The organism is Flavonifractor sp. DFI.6.63 (assembly GCF_024462255.1).
Classification (GTDB): domain Bacteria; phylum Bacillota; class Clostridia; order Oscillospirales; family Oscillospiraceae; genus Lawsonibacter_A; species Lawsonibacter_A hominis.
The window spans coordinates 18,499-38,992 of sequence record NZ_JANGBE010000006.1 but is presented as its reverse complement, the minus strand read 5'-3'; the positions used below and the strand labels follow the sequence as shown (position 1 = coordinate 38,992).

The window sequence follows — 20,494 nt, the reverse complement described above, 5'->3', positions numbered from 1 at the left end:
TATACCGCTTCCACTTTTGCCGCTTCTACTTGTCCCGGCGCGCGCATATGCTCTCACGGAGGTGAGGCTGGATGCGCAGGGCGGTCGCAGGCGTTTGGGATGTGCCGGATGGCGGTTTTTTCCCCGCACTGGCCATAGTAGGGGCTTTTTTTCTGGCAGGCGGCCTGGCAGGCTGCATCCTCGCCTCTTGCGTGGACGGCGGCGGCGGCGAGAGCTTGAGCGCCTATCTTCAAAGCTTTTTAAGCGCTGCGCGTGCCGGCGCGGTGGACGCGCCGGCCGTATTGTCTCTGGTATGGAGTACGATCCGGTGGCCCCTGCTGGCACTGCTGCTTGGCTTCACCGCCTTGGGACTGCTGGGCCTGCCGATCCTCTTCGCGGCGCGCGGTTTTCTGCTCGCCTTTTCCATCGCCTCCTTTGTGCGCCTGTTTGGCAGCACCGGCTGCCTGCTGGCGTTTCTGGTCTTTGGGATCACCGGCGCCGTGGCGATCCCGGCGCTTTTTGTTCTGGGCGTGCAGAGTTTGCTGGCTGCGCGGGTCTTGGCCAGCCGCTTTTTGGGGGAGGGGAAACGTCCGTCTCCCTACGGAAAGGCCTATTTTCTGCGCTGCGGCGGGTGTGCCGCGGCGCTGTGTGTGTGTGTGCTGCTGGAGCAGCTGGTCGTACCTGCCCTGATTTCCGGGATGGCGGGTCTGCTGGCTGCCGCCTGAGCAAAACAGGAAGTAAGAGGGTGTTGGTGACAATGGAGTATCTGGAGGGTTATGAAGCGTATCTGGTCACAGAAAAAAAGGCATCCTCCAACACGCTCAGTTCCTACCTGCGGGATGTGAACCAGTTTGTCCGCTGGCTGGAAGGGGAGGGGCTTTCTCCGGAACAGGCTGCCCAGCCGGATGTGGAGAGCTACACCAAGCACTTGTCGTCCAAAGGGAAATCGGTGGCCACCGTCACACGGTCCCTGGCCTCCTTGAAATCCTTTTATACTTATATGTTGGGAGCGGGCCATGTGGCGCTTAACCCTGCCAGAGGAATCGCGCCCGCCAAGGTGGAACGCAAACTGCCCCAGATCCTCACTTCAAAAGAAGTCGAGCTTTTTCTGGAACAGCCTGATCCGGCCGACGCCAAGGGCTGCCGGGACAAGGCCATGCTGGAGCTGCTTTACGCCACCGGGATCCGCGTTTCCGAACTCATCAGTCTGGATCTGGCACACCTGAATCTCTCTGCCGGCTTCATCCGATGCCCCGGCCGTGGGAAGGAACGCATCATTCCATTGTACCAGACGGCGGTACGGGCGCTGGGTGATTATGTGGAGCATGTGCGGCCCCAGATGGTGGAGCGACCCGACACCAGCGCCTTGTTCGTGAATATGAGCGGAGAGCGCATGAGCCGCCAGGGCTTTTGGAAGATCATCAAGCACTATCAGGAGAAGGCTGGGATCCAGAAGGACATCACGCCCCATACGCTGCGCCACTCCTTTGCCGCTCACCTGCTGGAAAACGGCGCCGATCTGCGTTCGATCCAGGAGATGCTGGGGCACGCAGACATTTCCTCCACTCAAATTTACGCCCAGCTGGTAAACCAAAAGCTGAAGGATGTCTATAATAAAGCACATCCACGGGCATAGAATGATTGTGCCGGACTTCTCAACGGCAGATTCTTCTTTTGAACAAAGAGGGCCGCGGTGTTTTCCGCGGCCCTCTTTGCACCCATTTGCTTATTGCGCAGGGTTTTCTGCTGTGATACAATATTCTGCGTATGGATTGAGGAAGGTGAGGTCCCCTATGATGATTTTGGGCATCGACCCGGGCTTCGCCATCGTGGGCTTTGGGGTAATAGAGGCCGAACGGGGACGGCAGCGGCTGGTCCAGTGCGGGGCCATCAACACTCCGGCGGGGGAACCGCTGCCCAAACGGCTTTTGCAGATCGCCAATGATATGGACCGGCTGTTCGAGCTGTTCCAGCCTGATGCCATGGCGGTGGAGGAGTTGTTTTTCAACAACAATATTACCACCGGCATCGGGGTGGCGCAGGCCCGCGGTGTGATCCTGACCGAGGCGGAGCGCTTCGGCGTGCCTATCTTTGAGTACGCTCCCTCTCAGGTCAAGCTGGCGGTGGCGGGCTATGGCAAGGCGGAAAAACGCCAGATAATGGATATGACGAAGCGCCTGCTGAGCCTGAGGACCGTGCCCAGGCCGGATGACGCCGCCGATGCGCTGGCCATTGCCCTGTGCCACGCCCGGTCGTACACCTCCCGCCTTCAAAGCCCGGATGCCGCCCGGCCGGGCAGCGGCCGGTACGCGGTGCGAAAGGATTAGGACCCGTACTTGCCGGGGCGGGGCATGGTCCGGGCGAGTGTTTGCCGTACAAGGCGATCTGACGCAAGCCATACGTTTGTGTATGGCAGGGAGAAGCAACGCGGCACGGCGGAAGCCGGCCCGCCCGGACGGTGCGCAATCCTTGCGAATACCGGTTCTGAGGAGACGATACGATGTTTTACTATGTCAAAGGCACCGTGGCCCACGTGGCTCCCTTTCTGGCCGTGATCGACTGCGGGGGGGTCGGCTATGCCTGCCGGACCACCAATACTACGCTCTCCCGCCTGGAAAAGGGAGCGCCCGCCACGCTCTATACCCACCTGAACGTGCGTGAGGACGCCATGGAGCTGTACGGTTTTTATTCAGAAAATGAACTCAACTGCTTTCGAATGCTCATCGGGGTATCCGGCGTGGGGCCCAAGGCGGCGCTGTCCATCCTCTCGGCCACCACGCCGGAGGGACTGGCCATGAGCATCATCACTGGGGATGAGAAGTCGCTCACGGTGGCCCAGGGCATCGGGAAAAAGATTGCCCAGCGCATTATTCTGGAGCTGAAAGACAAGCTGGCCAAGGGACAGCTTGCGGCATCCGGGGAGACTTACGGCGGCACCGGCGTGACCGTCATTCCGGAGAACAAATCCAGTGAGGCCGCCGCCGCGCTGGCCGTGCTGGGCTACAGTCAGAACGAAATCGCCGCCGCCCTCAAGGGCTTGGACATGGAGCAGCTCAAGCTGGAGGAGATCGTCAAGCACGCCTTGAAAAAGATGGTAAAGTAGGGGAGGGCGCCATGCTGTTAATCGTCCACGGAATCTTCATCCTGCTGTTTCTGACTCTGGCCGCCGTTTTTTTCCGCGGAAAGGGCGCGTTCCTGATCGCAGGGTACAACACCGCCAGTCCCGAAGAAAAGGCAAACTATGACGAGAGTGCCCTGTGCCGCTGCATGGGCCGGCTTATGCTGGCCCTGGCTGCCTGCTGGGCGGTCATCGCGCTGAGCGCGGTATTCGATGCGATGATACTTCTGTGGGTCGGGCTGGCGCTCTTCTTCCTTACGGTCGTGACCGGAGTCATCTATCGAAATACATCCAAAACGGTGAGGCGCAAATAGGTTCTCCAGCCGTTTCAAAGGAGTGGACCCATTGAGTATCGATTTTTCCGAGCAGGGCGGCTTTGAGACCCAGGAGCCGCTGGTCACCACCTCGCTGACCCGTGAGGACGAAGGGGAATACTCCCTGCGGCCCAAGGCGCTCAGCGAATACATCGGACAACAAAAGGCCAAGGAGAACCTGTCTGTTTTCATCCAGGCCGCAAAAATGCGTTCCGAGCCGCTGGACCACGTGCTGCTCCATGGCCCCCCGGGCCTGGGCAAGACCACGCTCAGCGGGATCATTGCCAACGAGATGGGGGTCAATATCCGCATTACCTCCGGCCCCGCCATCGAAAAGCCCGGCGACCTGGCCGCCCTGCTGACCAACCTGAATGAGAACGATATCCTTTTCGTAGATGAGATCCACCGGCTCAACCGCTCGGTGGAGGAGATCCTCTACCCGGCCATGGAGGACTACGCCATCGACATCATCATCGGCAAGGGCCCCTCCGCCAACTCCATCCGGCTGGACCTGCCGCATTTCACGCTGATTGGAGCTACCACCCGTGCCGGACAGCTCTCCGCGCCCCTGCGGGACCGTTTTGGCGTTACGCTGCGGCTGGAGCTGTACACCCCAGAGGAGCTTTCGCTCATCGTCAAGCGGTCGGCGGGCATCCTGAACGTGCCCATCGAAGAGGAGGGCGCCATGGAGATCGCCCGGCGCAGCCGGGGCACTCCGCGGATCGCCAACCGGATGCTCCGGCGGGTGCGGGACTTCGCCCAGGTAAAGGCCGGCGGCGTGATCACCCGGGGCGTGGCCGACCAGGCGCTCTCCGCGCTGGAGGTGGATTATCTGGGACTGGACGCCATTGACCGTCGGATGCTCACCAGTATCATTGAGCACTATTCCGGCGGGCCTGTGGGCCTGGAGACCCTGGCCGCTACCATCAACGAGGAGGCCGTGACTCTGGAGGACGTGTATGAGCCCTATCTGATGCAGATGGGCTTTCTGACCCGCACGCCCCGGGGACGCTGCGTCACCCGGCGGGCCTACGAACACTTGGGCCTGAGCGTCCCGGGCGGAGCACTGGACCAGCTTTCATTCTAATGTGTGATCGGACGGAAAGGAAGGATTTTTATGGGCAGATTATTTGGCACCGACGGGATCCGTGGTGTGGTCAACGCCGGGCTGGACGCCCGGCTGGCGTTCCAAGTGGGCATGGCGGCCGCCTATGTTATGGCCGAAGCGAAGGGCGGAGGACAGCCTCGTTTCACCATCGGCAAGGACACCCGCATCTCCTCAGACCTGCTGGAGGGGGCGCTGGTCGCGGGACTGTGCTCCGCCGGGGCGGACGTGCTCCATCTGGGGGTCATCCCAACGCCCGCCGTGGCCTGGATCACGGTGGACGCCAAGGCCGACGCGGGCATCGTGATCTCGGCTTCCCACAATCCCTTTGAACACAACGGCATCAAGATCTTCGACCATCGGGGCTTCAAGCTCTCCGACGCGCTGGAGGGAAAGATCGAGGAGATCGTCCTGAGCCGGACCGCCGTGCCGCTCAAGACCCACGGTGAGATCGGCCGGGTCATCTATGCCGACGAGAAGGAGGCGCAGGACTACATCGACTATCTGGTCTCCACGGTGGACACAGACCTTTCGGGCCTGCACATTCTGGTGGACTGCGCCAACGGCGCCGCTTCCGCCACCGCCGCGCGTCTGTTTGACCGTTTCCCCGACCTGCATACCGATGTGATCCATGCCGACCCGGATGGAGTGAACATCAATCACGGCTGCGGCTCCACCCATTTGGACAGCCTCAGGGCCATGGTGAAGGCGGGCGGCTATGATCTCGGCATCGCATTTGACGGCGACGCAGACCGTTGCCTGATGGTAGACGAAACCGGAGAGGAGATCGACGGCGATCAGGTCGTCGCCTCCTGCGGGCTGGCTCTGAAGCAGGAGGGAAAGCTTCCCGGAAACGCCCTGGTCGCTACCGTGATGAGCAATATGGGCCTGCGGGTCTTCTGCCGGGAAAACGGGATCGATCTCCACTGCACCGACGTAGGGGACCGCAACGTGCTGGAGAAGATGGAGGCGTGCGGTTATATGCTGGGCGGCGAGCAGTCCGGCCATACCATTTTCCGCAAGTATGCCACCACCGGCGACGGCCAGCTGACGGCGCTGCAGTTCCTGTCTCTGCTCCACAAATCGGGTAAGCGCGCTTCGGAGCTGGTGGCAGGCTGCCGGCGCTATCCTCAGGTGCTCATCAATGTCCCTGTGGCAGGTCAGGCGCAGAAGAGCGCGATTATGGCCGACCCATCGATCCGGGATGCGGTGACCGCCCAGGAAGACGCGATGGCCGGGACGGGGCGCGTGCTGGTGCGCCCTTCGGGCACGGAATCCCTGATCCGGGTCATGGTGGAGGCCCAAAGCGAGGGTGATGCACGAAACGCTGCAGAGGCTTTGGCAAATATCATAAAAATCTATGGATAAGCTCGAAATATTTTGCGCAAAAGCTTGACAAAGCCTTTTTTATCTGCGTATAATATGCAAGGAGATCCGGCATGAAAGCAGATCATACCCGGCAATCGGAACGCGCGGACGAAGCTCTGTGTACGTTGGCCGCATCAGGCGACCGCATCGCAGAAGAAGCCCTTGTGATGCGCTATCATCGCCTGGTGCGTATTTGTGCCCGCCCGTATTTTCTGGCGGGGGGGGACAGTGAGGACCTTATCCAGGAAGGAATGGTGGGCCTGCTGGCCGCGATTCGGGAATACGATTCCGGGAAAGCGGCTTCCTTTCGTACGTTTGCGGAGGTCTGCATCAAAAACCGTCTGATTTCCGTCATCAAAGCAGCAGCAAGAGATAAGCACATACCGCTGAACAACTATGTCTCGTTCGAAACCCCTCTTTTTAGCGGGAACGGCGACCATTATGCTTACGGCGCGGCGGATCAGCTCCAGGAAGACCCAGAGGCCATCCTGCTCGGCAGGGAGGCGTTTCAGGAGCGGATGCGGGCGCTGGAGGGCCAATTGTCCGGTTTCGAAGCAAGCATACTTCGGTTGTATCTGAACGGTCTGTCCTATTCCGAAATTGCAGCCGAGGTAAACAAGTCCCCGAAATCGGTGGACAACGCTGTCCAGCGCATCCGGCGCAAATTGGCACAGCACCATTCTTTTGGCGATTTCAGCGAGAGCTGAACGCAATATTACACTGTCCCAGCATAATCGGTTATTCCGGACCTGGGCAACAAAGCAAAGAGAGGGTAAAATCATGTACGAAGACAAGACTCTGGTATGTAAGGAATGTGGCCAGGAGTTCGTGTTCACCGCCGGTGAGCAGGAGTTCTATGCCGAGCGCGGCTTCCAGAACGAGCCCCAGCGCTGCAAGGCGTGCCGTGACGCCCGCAAGGCCGCTTCCCGCGGTCCTCGCGAGTACTTCACCGCGACCTGCGCTGCCTGCGGCGGTGAGGCCAAGGTGCCCTTCGAGCCCAAGTCCGATCGTCCCGTGTACTGCAGCGATTGCTTCGCTCGTATGCGTGAGCAGGGCTAACAGCCTGAAGAGAGAAAGGGACGCCCGCATGGGCGTCCCTTTTTTGCGTCTTTCTCTGACCGCTTGCCGAATGGGCGTGGATTCGGTTTCGGATGCATCCCCTGCGGCCTCCGGTTTAAATGGGGGGAAACGTGCAGCCACGGCGGAGGGAAAGAGCACAGGGGGATAACAGATCGGTTTGATGCGGCGGCGCGAGGGCCGTCAAGGAAGTTGGCTCTGCAGGGAAAACAAGAAAATTGATCTGTGTCTTGAAAAAAGACGAAAGATAGGATATACTACTAATATCCTAGAAATTTGGAGGTCTATCTGAAATGGCTCAGATCACGAAAGATACCATTATCGGCGATATTCTGGACATCGCTCCCGAGACCGCGCCCATCTTCCTGTCCATCGGTATGCATTGCTTGGGCTGCCCCTCTTCCCGCGGCGAAACCGTAGAGCAGGCCTGCATGGTGCACGGCGTGGACGTAGACGAGCTGCTGGCCAAAATCAACGCCAGCGTCGGCGCCGCGAAGTAAGAAACATCCGAAAAAAGAGCGGCCTTGGCCGCTCTTTTTTTATCCTGGGCAAGAGAAGAGAGGAGGATAGCCCCATGGAACTTTCTCCGCGCCTGCGCTCCGTTGCCGGACTGGTGCCCCCGGGGGCGCGTTTTGCCGACGTAGGCACTGACCACGCTTATTTGCCGGTCTGGCTGCTCCAGCAGGGGATCATCGAGCATGCGCTGGTTTCCGACCTGCGCCCCGGTCCGTTGGACCGAGCCCGAAGCACCGCCGCCCGGTACGGTCTGGCGGAGCGGATGGAATTCCGCCTGTGCGACGGTCTTTCCGGCATTGCGCCAGCCGAGGCGGATACCATTGCCATAGCCGGGATGGGCGGGGAGACCATCGCCGCTATTCTGGCGGCCGCCCCTTGGGTGCGGGAGCAGGGGTGTCTGCTGCTGCTCCAGCCCATGAGCGCCCAGAGCGCCCTGCGGCCGTGGCTGCAGCGGCAGGGTTATCGGATTGAGCGGGAGCATCTGAGCCGGGAAGGGGATACCCTTTATACCGCCCTTCAAGTCAGGGCGGGCTTCATGGAAGCGCTCACTCCCGCCGAGCAGTGGGCCGGACGGCAGAGCAGGGAAACGGCGGACCCGTTGCGGCTGGAATATTTGACCCGCTTGGAAGCCCGGGCTGCCCGGGCCGTAACGGGACTGCGCCGCTCCACGCGGGCTTCCGACGCGCCGCGGTTGGAGGCGCTGGAGGCCGTACATCGTGGTTTAGCGAAAATGAGAGAGGAGTGGATCACATGGCAACCGTAAGAGAGATCTATCAGCTTCTGGATACCCTGGCCCCCTTTTCCATCCAGATGGAGTTTGACAATGCTGGTTTTCTGGTGGGCCGCGGGGATCAGGCGGTCGACAGGATTCTGGTGTCCCTGGATATCACCGAGCCGGTAGTCTCCGAAGCCAGGGAGCGCGGCGCCCAGCTGATCGTCTCCCATCACCCGGTGCTCTTTCACCCGGCGCGCAGCATCACAGACGGCGATCCCACCGGGCGCATCCTGCTCGCGCTTGTGGAACGCAAAATCGCCGCTATCTGCGCCCACACCAATCTGGACGCAGTCGCGGGCGGCGTCAACGACGCGCTGGCCCACCGGCTGGATCTGGTACAGATCGAGCCGCTCAAGCAGGGCGGCGTGGACGCCTCCGGGCGGCCCTACGGCATCGGCCGGATAGGCAACACCGTGGGTGCGCCCATGTATGCCCCGGCCTTCGCCGCCTTTGTCAAGCAGCAGCTGGGCGCCAACGGCGTGCGCTACGTGGATGCCCGCCGCCCTGTGCGGCGGGTAGCCGTGGGCGGCGGCGCCTGCGCGGATCTGCTTTCCGACGCGCTGGCTCTGGGCTGCGACACGTTTGTGACCGCCGATGTGAAGTATAACGGCTTTTTGGACGCCAAGGCCCTTGGCATCAATTTGATCGACGCTGGCCACTATCCTACGGAGCAGGTGGTGGTGCCCGTACTGGCAAAGTGGCTCTCCGATGCCTTCCCCAAGGTGGAGGTTTTTGCCACAGCCCGGCACAAAGAGGCGTTTTCTTATGGATAAGGGGTTGCCAATGCTTTCGTAACGTGATAAACTGTTTGCGCTGATTTTCGACTAAGGAAGGGAACGAGTAGTATGTCAGGACATTCCAAATGGCATAATATCCAGAAAACGAAGGGCGCGGCTGACGCCAAGCGTTCTCAGATATTCACCAAAATTGCCCGCGAGATGATCGTGGCGGTCAAGACCGGCGGCAGCGGCGACCCCAACAACAACTCCCGCCTGGCTACGGTCGTAGCGAAAGCGAAGGCCGCCAATATGCCCAACGACAATATCAAGCGCACCATTGACAAGGCGCTGGGTTCCGGCAATGCCGACGCCTATGAAAATGTGACCTATGAGGGCTACGGCCCCTCCGGTGTGGCCGTCATCGTGGACGCTTTGACCGACAATCGCAACCGCACCGCCCCCGAGGTGCGCCATCTGCTGGACAAGTACGGCAAGGGGCTGGGCGCTACCGGCTGCGTGTCCTGGTCTTTTGACCGCAAGGGCGTCATCGTCATTGAGAAGGAAGATTTGGACGAAGACACCGTCATGATGGACGCCCTGGACGCCGGCGCAGACGACATGCAGGCAGAGGGTGAGGCCTTTGAGATCTATACCGACCCCGACGCCTTTGGCGCCGTGCTGGCCACACTGGAGGAGAAGGGCTATCTGTTTGTCCAGGCTGCCGTAGAAATGGTTCCCCAGAACTATGTCAAGCTGGAGAACGAGGACGACATCAAGAACATGGAAAAGCTCATCGACCTGCTGGAAGAAAACGACGACGTCCAGAACGTTTGGCACAACTGGGATCAGGATTGAGTCCATACAAAAAAGTCCGCTTCCGAGACGGAAGCGGACTTTCAGGCGGTCGAAAAACCCTCCTGGAGAAGAGCCTGGCAGAGTTGAGCCGTCCGCAGACGACGGAAGGAAAGGAAGCTCCGTCATTTCCGGCGACACGTGCGTCGGAAATGACACCTCTCATGACGGACAGGGCGACTTTTCCGCAGGAATCGAGCCCTGGCCGTCATGCATCCCTCTGTCGAAAAAGGCCTTTGGCCTTTTTCGACAAGCTCAAGTCCGCTTCCGAGACGGAAGCGGACTTTTTAAGCTGCAAGCAAACCTGTAAGCCGGGTTCTGTCATTTAAGACAGCCATCTATCTCGACGTACCGTTGCCGGTACGCTCCAGCCGCCTCCCTGGGACGGTCGGGCCGACCAAGTGTCCCTCCACGGCGTTGCTCCGGATAGAGTTTACAGCGACGGACGCTTGGCACGCCGTCGGGCGGGCTCTTACCTCCGCCTTTCCACCCTTACCTCGTCGGCGCAAAAACCAAGTTTTTGCGCCGGCCCCTTTTGGGGGGACGAGGCGGTTTATCTCTGTTGCACTTTTCCTAGGGTCGCCCCCGGCGGGTGTTACCCGTTATCCTTGCCCTGTGGAGCCCGGACTTTCCTCACAGGCGGGCCTTTCGCCCCGTCCGCGCGGCTGTCCAGCTTACTTGCGAAGGACATTGTACCTGATTTCACGCTTCTTGTCAAATCAATGGAGTGCTTTCGATTGAAATTTCTGCCTGGATGGGATATAATATTTTGTCTTGATTTGTAAACGGAAAAAGGAGGAAGCGCCATGCGTTCCACCATACAGGACTATCTGGCCGAACTGAAGGGCAAGCGAGTCGCTGTGATCGGGATCGGCGTGTCCAATACGCCGCTGATTAAAATGCTGCTGCGTGCGGGGATCCGGGTCACCGCCTGCGATAAACGGCAGAAACAGGAGTTCGGCGGGCAGGCCGAAGCACTGGAGAGCCTGGGCGCCGAACTGCGCCTGGGCCCGGACTATCTGGAGGGGCTGGACCACGATGTGATCTTCCGTACGCCCGGCCTGCGGCCCGACGTCCCACAGCTTCTGGCGGCGGTGGAGCGTGGAAGCGTGCTCACCTCCGAGATGGAGGTTTTCTTTCAGGTATGCCCCTGTAACATCATCGCCGTTACCGGCAGTGATGGGAAGACCACGACCACGACCATGATCGCGGAGCTTTTAAAGGCGGCAGGACGGAACGTGTATGTGGGCGGCAATATCGGCAAGCCGCTCCTGCCGGACGTGGACGGCATGGAAGCGGAGGATCTGGCCGTGCTGGAGCTGTCCTCCTTCCAGCTCATGACCATGGACCGAAGTCCCGATATCGCCGTGGTCACGAATCTGGCCCCCAACCACCTGGATGTCCACAAATCGATGAGCGAGTACATCGCCGCCAAGGAGAACATCTTTTCCCATCAAACGGCGGACGGTCTGGTGGTACTCAATCAGGACAACGACATTACCCGGGGCTTTGCCGCGGCTGCCCCCGGCCGGGTCGTCCTGTTCAGCCGCAGGGAAGCGTTGGCGCGCGGCGTCTTCCTGAAGGACGATGCCATCTGGAGCACCACCGACCTGCATTCCAGGCCGGTGCTTTCCTTGGATGGGATTCTGCTCCCCGGAGCGCATAATGTGGAGAACTACATGGCGGCCATCGCCGCAGTGGACGGTCTGGTCCCGGACGAGACCATCCGTGCCTTTGCCGGAACGTTTGCGGGAGTGGAGCACCGGATCGAGCTGGTGCGCACACGAAACGGTGTGCGTTATTACAACGATTCCATCGCCTCCAGCCCCTCCCGCACCACGGCCGGGCTGCGCTCCTTCCGGGAGAAGGTCATCCTCATTGCGGGCGGCTATGACAAGCATATCCCCTTCGACGCGCTCGGTCCTGAGATCATTGCGCATGTGAAAGCCCTGGTACTCACCGGAGACACGGCGCCCAAGATTCGTGCCTGCGTGGAGGCCGCCCCCGGCTATCGCCCGGGACAGCCCTCCATCGAAACCTGCGAGGATTTTACCCAGGCGGTGCTGGAGGCCCACAAACTTGCCCGCCCCGGCGACGTGGTTCTCCTGTCCCCGGCCTGTGCTTCCTTTGATCGGTTTAAAAATTTCATGGAACGGGGCGCGGCCTTTAAAAAAATCATTTACGAGCTGCCGTAAAGCGGGACAGCCGTTTCCGCCGTTCCGACGGAAAATAAGGAGTTGAAACAATGGATATCCGACAAGCGCTGGAGCGCCTGTGTACCCAGACCGCGCCCTCCGGCTTCGAGGGACCGGCGGCCCGGATGGCCGCGGAGCTGCTGCGGCCCCTGGTGGACGAGGTCTCCATCAGCCGCAGCGGAAGCGTGGTGGGCGTGCGCCACTGCGGCAGGCCCAACGCCAAGAAGCTGCTGCTGGACGCCCACCTGGATGAGATCGGGCTCATCACCATCGGCATTGAGGAGGGCTTTCTCCGCTTCCGCTCCATCGGCGGAGTCGATCCCCGGATGCTGCCCGACCGGGAGGTGACGGTGCTCACCGATCCTCCGCGTTTCGGCGTGGTGGCCTGTCTGCCGCCTCATGTGCAGAAGGCGGGGGACAGCGGCAAATCCATCCCCATCCCGGAGCTGATGGTGGACATCGGCATGACGCAGGAGCAGGCGGTGCAGGCGGTTGCACTTGGCACCCCTATCGTCTTTCGGGGCGGCTGCGCCCCGTTGGGGGAACGGCAAATGTGCGGCAAGTCTATGGACGACCGCTCCTGCTTTGCGGCGCTTCTGCGGGCGGCGGAACTGCTGCTGGACAAATCGCTGGACGTCGATCTCTACCTTTTGGGCAGTACCGGAGAGGAGTTCTCCGGCGCAGGGGCCAAGACCGCGGCCTTTTCCATCGCACCGGATTTTTGCGTGGCGGTGGATGTGACCCATGGCGCCACGCCGGACGGCCAGAAGGACCGGACTTTCCCGCTGGGCGGCGGCCCGGCCATCGGTGTGGGGCCCAACATGACCCATTGGATGACCCGGCGTATGGTATCCAAGGCCAAGGAGCTGGAGCTGGACTATCAGCTGGAGGTCATGGGCGGTCATACCGGCACCAACGGCTGGTATTTCCAGATCAGCCGGGAGGGGATCGCCACTTCGGTGCTTTCCGTACCGCTGAAGTATATGCACTCGCCCGTGGAGGTATTGGATCTGAGTGATCTGGAGGCGGCGGCCCGGCTGCTGGCCGCCTTCGCCCAGAATCTTGGAAAGGAGGCTGAGGCGCTGTGCTGAATCAGATTCGTGAACTCTGCCTGCTGCCCGGCGTATCCAGCTTCGAAGCACCGGTGCGTTCCTTTCTCCGCGCCAGGGCGGAGCCCTACGCCGACGACATCCGCACCGACGCCATGGGAAACCTGATCGTCTTCAAGAAGGGGCGGAAGTCCACGGGCAGCAAGCTGCTCTTGGCTGCGCATATGGATGAGGTAGGGCTCATCATCCGCTCTGTGACCGATGAGGGCTATTTAAAATTCAGCGCCGTAGGCGGGATCGACCGCCGTGTGCTCCTTGGAAAGCCGGTCCGGATCGGAGAGAAGGGCGTCCCGGGCGTCATTGGCCTGAAGGCCTACCATCTGGTCTCCGCGGAAGAGGAAAAAACCGTCCCCAAGCTGGAGGAATTTTATATCGACATCGGCGCCAAAGACAAGGAGGAAGCCGAGTCCAAAGTGAATCTGGGCGACTGTGCCGTTTTTGACAGCGACGTAGTGGCGTTTGGGGACGGCTTTCTCAAGGCAAAGGCGCTGGATGACCGGGTCGGCTGCGCCATTCTGCTGGAGCTGCTGAAAGAGGAGCTTCCCATGGACGTGACGTTCGCCTTCACCGTTCAGGAGGAAGTGGGCACCCGCGGCGCGTTTGCCGCCGCGTTCTCGGTGACGCCCGAGATCGCGCTGGTGCTGGAGACCACCACCGCCGCCGACCTGGCGGGCGCGCCGGAGCACAAGAAGGTCTGTTCCCCGGGGAAAGGGCCGGTGATCCTCTATATGGACAACGGCTCCGTCGCAGACCGCGGGCTGTTCGAACGGATGCGCGCTCTGGCAGAGGACAACCACATCCCCTGGCAGACGAAACACTACCTGGCCGGGGGCAACGACGCCTCGGCCATCCAGCGAACCAAAGAAGGGGTGCGCACCCTGGTGCTGTCGGCGGCGGTGCGCTATCTGCATGCTCCGTCCAGTGTGGGCGCCATCCGGGATTTTGAAGATATGCTGCGCCTGGCCCGACTGTTCATCAGCAGCCTGGCGGAAGGCTGAGGGAGGATACCATGGATATTTTAAAGACGCTGCAGGCGCTCAACGCCTGCCACGGCCCTGCGGGAGACGAAGCTCAAGTGGCCGCCAAGCTCCGTGAGCTGGCCGCCCCCTATGTGGACGAGTGCAGAGTGGATACCCTGGGCAATCTGATCTGCCGCAAGAAAGGGAGCGGCCCGCGGGTGATGTTTGCCGCCCATATGGATTCCATTGGGTTTATCGTCACACACATCGACGAAAAGGGCTTTCTGCGCTTTGGAAAGCTGGGCGGGCTCTCCGCCCCGGATCTTCTGGGCACTCCCATCCGCTTCAAAAACGGCGTCCGGGGCGTGGTGGCCCTGGAGGGAAAGGTAGAGGCCAAAAACAGTAAGCTGGACGATCTCTATATCGACATTGGAGCCGCTGATCGTGCCCAGGCCAAAGCGATGGTGCAGATCGGCGATACCGCGGTCTATGATACGCCCGCCTTTCGTACCGGCGGCCGTATCTTCTCCCCCTATCTGGACGACCGTATCGCCTGCGTCGTGCTGCTGATGGCCATGGAGCGGCTGGTGAAGCGCGAAAACGACCTGTACTTCATCTTTACCGTTCAGGAGGAGCTGGGGCTGCGCGGCGCCCGTACCGCCGCCTATGGGGTGGATCCGGACTACGGCATCGCCGTGGACGTGACCGACTCCGACGATATCCCGGAGGCACCCCATGACTGCAGCAGCGTCGCCGGCGGAGGCGCCGCCATCAAGGTGATGGACAGCTCCGTCATCTGTCATCCTGCCATGGTGGCCAAGCTGGAGGCGCTGGCGAAGGCACAGCACATCCCCTTCCAGAGGGATGTGCTCCGGTTCGGCGGCACCGATGCGGGGGCCATCCATCAGACCCGCGGCGGCGTCTGCACCGGCGGCATCTCGATTTCCACCCGCTATGTCCACTCCCCAATGGAGATGGCGGATGTGGGTGATGTGGAGGCCTGCGCCGCCCTGGTCGCCGCCTATGCCCAGAGCAAGCTGGACTGATGGACCGCCTCTCGGACGCCAGGGCGCTGCTGCCCTGGCAGGCGGGGTGTATCCGACTGGATACCTTGACGGTTGAAGCGCTGCTTTGCCTGCGTCATCTGGAGGACGAGGAAGGATTTGAACGCCTGACCTGTCGGCCGGTGCATCTGCGCGGGGCCGACGAGCTGCGGATACGGTATCAAACGGCGCTGGAGGATCCGGCAACGCTGATTTGCGGGGTCTACTTGCGGGGAACGCTCCGCCCCGTGGGCAAACTCACCGCCTCGAACTACAACTCCCGCAACCGCAGCGCCGAGGTAGGATATTTTCTCGCTCCGCCGTGGAGAGGGAAGGGCCTCATGCGGCAGGCGCTCTCCGTCCTTTGCTCCATGCTCCTGCTGGAATTTGGACTGAATAAGCTCTATGCGCAGACCGGAGCCTTCAACGCCCCATCCATCCGGCTGCTGGAACGGGTGGGGTTCCGACAGGAAGGGATTCTGCGTCAGCATCATGAGTTAAACGGCGTTCTATGGGACGACGCTATCTTCAGTTTGCTGCAGCAAGATTATACGCCGGACCCAAAGCGGCCCGCCGGTGCAGGACGATGATGGTACCGGATGGGCAAAACCATGGAATAGAATGGATGAACAAGGGAAATGACGTTACAAATTAGCGCACGTGTTCTGGCGCTGGCCCGCCAGGCGCAGACAGAGGTGCGGGATCACTTTGACCGCATCGACTCCATTGCGGAGGCGAATACCCAAAAGGTACTCGCCTCCTTTCAGCGGCATCGGGTCGCGGAGAGCTACTTTGCCGGGACCACCGGCTACGGCTACGACGATATCGGCCGGGACAAGCTGGACGAGATCTATGCCGACCTCTTTGACGCCGAGGACGCCCTGGTGCGGCTGCAGTTCGTCAACGGCACCCACGCCATCACCTGCGCCCTGTTTGGGGCATTGAAGTCGGGCGACGTACTGGTTTCCGCCGTCGGCGCGCCCTATGACACCCTTTTGGGCGCCATCGGTGTGGTGGATAAGGGACCTGGGTCGCTCAAGGACTACGGAGTGGCGTACCGCCAGGTCGATCCGGTGGACGATGCGCCCGACCCGGCCGGGCTGGCTGAGGCCGTGGCCGATCCCAAGGTCAAGGCGGTGCTGATCCAGCGCTCCAAAGGTTACTCGACTCGTTCCTCGCTGTCAGTGGATGAGATCGGGGCGCTGTGTGCCGTCGTACGAAAGCACAACCCCCATGCCGCCATCCTGGTGGACAACTGCTACGGTGAGTTCGTGGAGACGCGCGAGCCGATTCAGGCGGGGGCCGACCTGGTGGTGGGCTCGCTCATCAAAAATCCGGGCGGCGGTCTGGCCCCCACCGGGGGGTATATTGCCGGACGGCGGGATCTGGTGGAGGGCGCGGCCATGCGCCTGACCACGCCGGGCATTGGGAAAGAATGCGGCTGTACGCTGGGCCATAACCGCAGCCTCTATCAAGGCCTTTTCCTTGCCCCACACACCACGGCTCAGGCGGTGAAGACCGCGGTATTTGCGGCAAAGATCATGGAGCTGCTGGGGTATCGTACCGAGCCCGCCTCGGATGCAGTGCGTCACGACATCATCCAGATGATCCACTTTGGCACGCCGGAGCCGTTGAAACAGTTTTGCAGGGGCATCCAGTTCGGTGCACCGGTGGACTCCTATGTAACGCCGGAGCCGTGGGATATGCCTGGTTATGATTGCCCGGTCATTATGGCCGCGGGCGCCTTCATCCAAGGCGCCTCGATCGAACTGTCCTGTGACGCGCCGATGCGCCCGCCCTACACCGCTTACCTTCAGGGCGGTTTGACCTATGAGTCGGGCAAAGCCGGCATCCTGCTGGCGGTAGAGGCGCTTTTGAACGGCAAACAGGATTGAAACAAGCCGGTCTGCGCATAGTATCTCACCATGGGGGGTGAGCGCCATGGGCAGACCAATCTGTCGGCCCTGGCCCCGGCGGCCGCGCCGCCGGCGCAGCAGAGGGGAAACCGGACGCCGCGCACTGCTTTTGGCGGGTCTGGCGGGCATCGCTGCGGCGCTTCTGGTCATTTGCGCCGTCAACGCCAGAGTACGCCCGGTGGCGGAAGAGCTGGCCCTGGCCAAGCTGAACAACGCCGTAACCGCCATTGTCAATCAGGCGGTGGAGGAGGCCATGGCTTCCGGCGCAGTATCCTATTCGGATATCGTCACCCTTCAGACAGACCTTTCCGGCGGTATCACTGCGATCCTGACCGATCCCATCAAGCTGAACACACTGCGGACCCAGCTTTTGGGCGATCTCGTTGAGCAAGTGGATTCACTTGACAGCAAGGATCTGGGGATACCGCTGGGCAATCTGACCAGTCTGATCCCGCTGTCCGGCTACGGACCGCTGCTGCCGGTAAGGGTGCTGGCCGCGGCCGCGCCGAGGGCATCCTTCCGCAACGCATTTCAATCTGCTGGGATCAATCAGACCCTGCACCAGGTCATGCTGGACGTATCGGTAGAGGTCACGCTGCTGCTGCCCGGCGGCACGACCTCATCCGTCGTATCAGCACAGGTCTGTGTTGCGGAAACGGTCATCGTGGGCCAGGTCCCCGATGCGTACCTCCAATTCGGCGGGGATGGAATTCTGACAAAAGAGTGAAGATTTTTCCCCTTTCTTGCATTTGTCACTGATATTGATTACCATAATAACAATATCAATGCAAGAAGGTGCTTTTATGGGGCGGATTCTTTGGTATGCAGCCGTCACCTGGGATTATATCCGGCAGATGCTGCCCGGCATCCTGCTCGCCGCGGCGGTCTTTTTTGCGGTGCGTCCTTGGCGGAAAAAGCGATTGGTGCGGCTGGAGCTGACCAGCAGCCCCCGGCGTGAGGCGACGCTGCTGCTGTTTGCGGCTTTCTGTGCGGGTCTTGCCGCTCTGACGCTGTTTCCCTCCGGCTTTTGGGAGACGTTTCTGCGCCTTGGGCTGTCTCCGGAAGGGGAGAAGCGTCTGGCTGTCCTTTTCCCTCGGGTGGAGTTTCTGGCGGCGGTCCGGCGGATCAATTGGATCCCCTCTTTTTTGCTCGGAAAGACGCTCGGGGCGTGGAGCGCTTATATGGTCCTGGCCAATACCCTGATTTTTCTGCCGGTGGTTTTTTTTCCGGCGCTGCTCTGGCGGCAGGGCAGTTGCCGGCGATCGATACTGGCGGGACTTTTTGCTTCCGGCTCCATCGAGTTTCTCCAGCTCTTTGTCGGGCGCGCCACAGACGTTGACGATGTCATTTTAAATACTGCAGGAGCATTCCTGGGCTGGCTTTTTTACCTGCTGTCAGCACGCCTCGCCCCCCAATTCACCCGAACATTCCAAGTGGAGGTCCGCCATGGACGAGAAACAGGAGATCCAAAGCCTGCGCCGGGAACTGGAGCAGGCCAACTATGAATATTACGTGCTGGACAATCCCAGCATGTCCGATTATGACTTTGACCATAAACTCCGCCGTCTGGAGGAGCTGGAGCATGCGCACCCGGAGCTGATCGTCCCGGATTCCCCTACCCAGCGGGTAGGGGGGAAGGTGGCCGACGGCTTTCGGGAGGTCATCCATCGGGTGCCCTTAGAGAGCCTTCAGGACGTCTTCTCTGCAGAAGAGCTGAAGGAATTTGATCAGCGGGTGCGCGACGCCCTGGATGCGGACGTGGAGTACGACGTAGAGCCCAAAGTGGACGGCCTTTCCGTGGCCCTGGAGTATGAAAACGGCATCTTTGTCCGGGGCGCCACCCGTGGAGACGGCCGGATCGGGGAGGATGTGACGGAAAACCTCAAGACCATCCCCTCCATCCCGCTGCGTCTTCCGGAGGCCCTGCCCAGCCTGATCGTCCGGGGCGAGGTCTTTATGCCCAAACGAAGTTTCGAACGGCTCAACGAAGAACAGGAGCTGAAAGGCGAGAAGCTTTTTGCCAATCCCAGAAATGCGGCGGCGGGCTCTCTGCGGCAATTGGATCCAAAGGTGGCGGCCGCGCGCCGCCTGGATATCCGGGTATTTAATATTCAGGCGGCGTCTGGAAGAGAATTTCAGACCCATACAGAAACGTTGGAATACTTGGGACAACAGCGCTTTAAAGTGATTCCGCATTACACCTGTAAGACTATTGCGGAAGCCGCGGAGCGGATACGGGAAATGGGGGAAGGCCGTGACGCTTACAGCTTTGATATCGACGGCGCGGTTGTAAAGGTAAACAGCCTTTCAGAGCGGAACGTGCTGGGCAGCACTGCAAAATTTCCCCGCTGGGCGGCCGCATTCAAGTATCCTCCGGAGCAAAAGTGCTCCAAGGTGATGGACATTGTGGTTCAGGTGGGCCGCACAGGCGTACTCACACCCAAGGCGGTAGTGGAGCCGGTGCGCTTGGCCGGAACCACCGTTACCAATGCTACGCTCCACAATCAGGATTTTATTTCGGAAAAGGATATCCGCATCGGAGATACCGTACTGATCCAGAAAGCAGGGGAGATCATTCCGGAGATCGTCTCTGTCCAAAAGGAGCTCCGGCCGGCAGACAGTACTCCCTATCGACTGCCCGACCACTGCCCGGTCTGCGGCGCCCCGGTGGTTCGGGACGAGGATGGAGCCCATATCCGCTGTACCGGCGCGGAATGCCCTGCCCAGCGGCTGCGGCATCTGACCCACTTTGCATCCCGTGACGCCATGGATATCGAGGGCATGGGACCGGCGGTGGTGGAGGCGCTGGTAAGTGCCGGTCTGGTCACGGGACCGGGCGACTTGTATCATCTGGATGTGGAGTCGGTGGCAAAGCTGGAGCACATGGGGAAGAAGTCTGCGGAAAACCTGATTTCCGCCATTGAAACCTCGAAGGGGAACGATCTTTCCAAACTTTTATTTGCCTTTGGGATCCGCCAGGTGGGACAGAAGGCCGCCAAGGTGCTTGCCGCCCGGTTTGGCAGTTTGGATGCCCTGATGTCGGCTGCAGAGGAGGAACTGACCGCTGTTCCTGATATCGGTGCGATTACGGCGCGGAGCCTGATCGAATGGTTCCGGAGCCCGCAGAGCAGCCATCTGATCGAAACGCTGCGTGCGGCCGGCGTAAATCTGCAGAGCAAAGAAGCGCCTGCAGGCGATCAGCTGGTAGGGAAGACGTTCGTGCTTACCGGCTCGCTGGCGCAGTTTACCCGCGATGAAGCGGGCGCAAAAATTGAAGCATTGGGCGGCAAAGTATCCGGTTCCGTATCCAAAAAGACGTCTTACGTGGTGGCGGGTGAAGCGGCAGGCTCCAAGCTGCGCAAGGCCCGGGAGCTTGGCGTCCCGGTGCTCACCGAGGGCGAATTTTTGGCGCTGATCGCGAAAGAGTAAGTTTGATCGGACCGGCAGGG

At 60.8% G+C, this 20,494-nt stretch carries 22 protein-coding genes and 1 other RNA gene; 22 read left to right on the top strand and 1 reads right to left on the bottom strand.

Annotation, left to right across the window (positions count from 1 at the left end; translation table 11 throughout):
• The first annotated feature begins 71 nt into the window (after positions 1-71).
• From NE547_RS04660 to NE547_RS04600, 13 genes are all read left to right on the top strand, one after another.
• Positions 72-704 (top strand): hypothetical protein, encoded by a 633-nt coding sequence (locus NE547_RS04660; RefSeq protein WP_186906490.1) that lies wholly within the window; start codon positions 72-74, stop codon positions 702-704.
• 32 nt (positions 705-736) lie between these two features.
• Positions 737-1,615 carry a site-specific tyrosine recombinase XerD gene (xerD, locus tag NE547_RS04655; RefSeq protein ID WP_186906600.1) on the top strand — a complete coding sequence of 293 codons (879 nt, stop codon included), beginning with the start codon at positions 737-739 and terminating at the stop codon, positions 1,613-1,615.
• A 157-nt stretch (positions 1,616-1,772) separates the two neighbouring features.
• Positions 1,773-2,306, top strand: a complete 534-nt coding sequence (ruvC, locus tag NE547_RS04650; RefSeq protein ID WP_186906489.1) for a crossover junction endodeoxyribonuclease RuvC — start codon at positions 1,773-1,775, stop codon at positions 2,304-2,306.
• 173 nt (positions 2,307-2,479) lie between these two features.
• Positions 2,480-3,082: a Holliday junction branch migration protein RuvA gene (gene ruvA, locus NE547_RS04645; RefSeq protein WP_186906488.1), complete on the top strand. Its 603-nt coding sequence runs from the start codon at positions 2,480-2,482 to the stop codon at positions 3,080-3,082.
• A gap of 11 nt (positions 3,083-3,093) precedes the next feature.
• Entirely contained in the window at positions 3,094-3,411 is a 318-nt protein-coding gene (locus NE547_RS04640) for a DUF3784 domain-containing protein (protein WP_186906487.1), read from the top strand.
• A gap of 31 nt (positions 3,412-3,442) precedes the next feature.
• The gene (gene ruvB / locus NE547_RS04635; RefSeq protein WP_186906486.1) at positions 3,443-4,498 is read left to right on the top strand and encodes a Holliday junction branch migration DNA helicase RuvB; all 1,056 of its coding nucleotides are present in this window, start codon (positions 3,443-3,445) and stop codon (positions 4,496-4,498) included.
• A 30-nt stretch (positions 4,499-4,528) separates the two neighbouring features.
• The gene (gene glmM / locus NE547_RS04630; RefSeq protein ID WP_256174902.1) at positions 4,529-5,884 is read left to right on the top strand and encodes a phosphoglucosamine mutase; all 1,356 of its coding nucleotides are present in this window, start codon (positions 4,529-4,531) and stop codon (positions 5,882-5,884) included.
• A gap of 71 nt (positions 5,885-5,955) precedes the next feature.
• The gene (locus NE547_RS04625) at positions 5,956-6,591 is read left to right on the top strand and encodes a sigma-70 family RNA polymerase sigma factor (RefSeq protein WP_186906484.1); all 636 of its coding nucleotides are present in this window, start codon (positions 5,956-5,958) and stop codon (positions 6,589-6,591) included.
• Between the two features lie 73 nt (positions 6,592-6,664).
• Entirely contained in the window at positions 6,665-6,943 is a 279-nt protein-coding gene (locus NE547_RS04620) for a zinc-ribbon domain containing protein (RefSeq protein WP_007487901.1), read from the top strand.
• Between the two features lie 311 nt (positions 6,944-7,254).
• A complete protein-coding gene (locus NE547_RS04615) occupies positions 7,255-7,461 on the top strand; it encodes a DUF1858 domain-containing protein (protein WP_186906483.1) in 207 nt (68 codons plus the stop codon).
• A 74-nt stretch (positions 7,462-7,535) separates the two neighbouring features.
• Positions 7,536-8,240, top strand: a complete 705-nt coding sequence (locus NE547_RS04610) for a class I SAM-dependent methyltransferase (RefSeq protein ID WP_256174901.1) — start codon at positions 7,536-7,538, stop codon at positions 8,238-8,240.
• Positions 8,228-9,025, top strand: a complete 798-nt coding sequence (locus NE547_RS04605) for a Nif3-like dinuclear metal center hexameric protein (protein ID WP_256174900.1) — start codon at positions 8,228-8,230, stop codon at positions 9,023-9,025. The genes NE547_RS04610 and NE547_RS04605 overlap by 13 nt, the downstream gene beginning before the upstream one ends.
• A gap of 72 nt (positions 9,026-9,097) precedes the next feature.
• Entirely contained in the window at positions 9,098-9,826 is a 729-nt protein-coding gene (locus NE547_RS04600; RefSeq protein ID WP_256174899.1) for a YebC/PmpR family DNA-binding transcriptional regulator, read from the top strand.
• A gap of 288 nt (positions 9,827-10,114) precedes the next feature.
• Here NE547_RS04600 and rnpB read toward each other — a convergent pair.
• Positions 10,115-10,504, bottom strand: an RNA gene (gene rnpB / locus NE547_RS04595) — RNase P RNA component class A.
• Positions 10,505-10,629: 125 nt separating this feature from the next.
• On the opposite strand from rnpB, the gene murD reads away from it, so the two are divergent.
• Genes murD through ligA form a run of 9 tightly spaced genes read left to right on the top strand, consistent with a single transcriptional unit; the run spans position 10,630 to position 20,474 of the window.
• Positions 10,630-12,018, top strand: a complete 1,389-nt coding sequence (murD, locus tag NE547_RS04590; RefSeq protein WP_256174898.1) for a UDP-N-acetylmuramoyl-L-alanine--D-glutamate ligase — start codon at positions 10,630-10,632, stop codon at positions 12,016-12,018.
• A gap of 50 nt (positions 12,019-12,068) precedes the next feature.
• Entirely contained in the window at positions 12,069-13,109 is a 1,041-nt protein-coding gene (locus tag NE547_RS04585) for a M20/M25/M40 family metallo-hydrolase (protein WP_256174897.1), read from the top strand.
• Entirely contained in the window at positions 13,103-14,125 is a 1,023-nt protein-coding gene (locus tag NE547_RS04580; protein ID WP_186906478.1) for a M42 family metallopeptidase, read from the top strand. The genes NE547_RS04585 and NE547_RS04580 overlap by 7 nt, the downstream gene beginning before the upstream one ends.
• 11 nt (positions 14,126-14,136) lie before the next feature.
• On the top strand, positions 14,137-15,132 hold the full coding sequence (locus NE547_RS04575; protein WP_186906477.1) for a M42 family metallopeptidase: 996 nt from the start codon (positions 14,137-14,139) through the stop codon (positions 15,130-15,132).
• Complete coding sequence (locus NE547_RS04570) at positions 15,132-15,719, top strand: GNAT family N-acetyltransferase (RefSeq protein WP_256174896.1); 588 nt, start codon at positions 15,132-15,134, stop codon at positions 15,717-15,719. Before NE547_RS04575 ends, NE547_RS04570 begins: the two co-directional genes overlap by 1 nt.
• Before the next feature lie 48 nt (positions 15,720-15,767).
• Positions 15,768-17,024: a methionine gamma-lyase family protein gene (locus tag NE547_RS04565; RefSeq protein WP_256174895.1), complete on the top strand. Its 1,257-nt coding sequence runs from the start codon at positions 15,768-15,770 to the stop codon at positions 17,022-17,024.
• A gap of 46 nt (positions 17,025-17,070) precedes the next feature.
• Positions 17,071-17,772, top strand: a complete 702-nt coding sequence (yunB, locus tag NE547_RS04560; protein WP_186906474.1) for a sporulation protein YunB — start codon at positions 17,071-17,073, stop codon at positions 17,770-17,772.
• 16 nt (positions 17,773-17,788) lie between these two features.
• A complete protein-coding gene (locus tag NE547_RS04555) occupies positions 17,789-18,550 on the top strand; it encodes a VanZ family protein (protein WP_256174894.1) in 762 nt (253 codons plus the stop codon).
• Entirely contained in the window at positions 18,492-20,474 is a 1,983-nt protein-coding gene (ligA, locus tag NE547_RS04550) for an NAD-dependent DNA ligase LigA (RefSeq protein ID WP_186906473.1), read from the top strand. The genes NE547_RS04555 and ligA overlap by 59 nt, the downstream gene beginning before the upstream one ends.
• Positions 20,475-20,494: the final 20 nt, after the last annotated feature.

Coding starts and splice junctions, on each gene's coding strand:
- NE547_RS04660 (WP_186906490.1), top strand. CDS start 72: ATGCGCAGGGCGGTCGCAGGCGTTTGGGATGTGCCGGATGGCGGTTTT.
- xerD (WP_186906600.1), top strand. CDS start 737: ATGGAGTATCTGGAGGGTTATGAAGCGTATCTGGTCACAGAAAAAAAG.
- ruvC (WP_186906489.1), top strand. CDS start 1,773: ATGATGATTTTGGGCATCGACCCGGGCTTCGCCATCGTGGGCTTTGGG.
- ruvA (WP_186906488.1), top strand. CDS start 2,480: ATGTTTTACTATGTCAAAGGCACCGTGGCCCACGTGGCTCCCTTTCTG.
- NE547_RS04640 (WP_186906487.1), top strand. CDS start 3,094: ATGCTGTTAATCGTCCACGGAATCTTCATCCTGCTGTTTCTGACTCTG.
- glmM (WP_256174902.1), top strand. CDS start 4,529: ATGGGCAGATTATTTGGCACCGACGGGATCCGTGGTGTGGTCAACGCC.
- NE547_RS04625 (WP_186906484.1), top strand. CDS start 5,956: ATGAAAGCAGATCATACCCGGCAATCGGAACGCGCGGACGAAGCTCTG.
- NE547_RS04620 (WP_007487901.1), top strand. CDS start 6,665: ATGTACGAAGACAAGACTCTGGTATGTAAGGAATGTGGCCAGGAGTTC.
- NE547_RS04615 (WP_186906483.1), top strand. CDS start 7,255: ATGGCTCAGATCACGAAAGATACCATTATCGGCGATATTCTGGACATC.
- NE547_RS04610 (WP_256174901.1), top strand. CDS start 7,536: ATGGAACTTTCTCCGCGCCTGCGCTCCGTTGCCGGACTGGTGCCCCCG.
- NE547_RS04605 (WP_256174900.1), top strand. CDS start 8,228: ATGGCAACCGTAAGAGAGATCTATCAGCTTCTGGATACCCTGGCCCCC.
- NE547_RS04600 (WP_256174899.1), top strand. CDS start 9,098: ATGTCAGGACATTCCAAATGGCATAATATCCAGAAAACGAAGGGCGCG.
- murD (WP_256174898.1), top strand. CDS start 10,630: ATGCGTTCCACCATACAGGACTATCTGGCCGAACTGAAGGGCAAGCGA.
- NE547_RS04585 (WP_256174897.1), top strand. CDS start 12,069: ATGGATATCCGACAAGCGCTGGAGCGCCTGTGTACCCAGACCGCGCCC.
- NE547_RS04575 (WP_186906477.1), top strand. CDS start 14,137: ATGGATATTTTAAAGACGCTGCAGGCGCTCAACGCCTGCCACGGCCCT.
- NE547_RS04570 (WP_256174896.1), top strand. CDS start 15,132: ATGGACCGCCTCTCGGACGCCAGGGCGCTGCTGCCCTGGCAGGCGGGG.
- NE547_RS04565 (WP_256174895.1), top strand. CDS start 15,768: ATGACGTTACAAATTAGCGCACGTGTTCTGGCGCTGGCCCGCCAGGCG.
- yunB (WP_186906474.1), top strand. CDS start 17,071: ATGGGCAGACCAATCTGTCGGCCCTGGCCCCGGCGGCCGCGCCGCCGG.
- ligA (WP_186906473.1), top strand. CDS start 18,492: ATGGACGAGAAACAGGAGATCCAAAGCCTGCGCCGGGAACTGGAGCAG.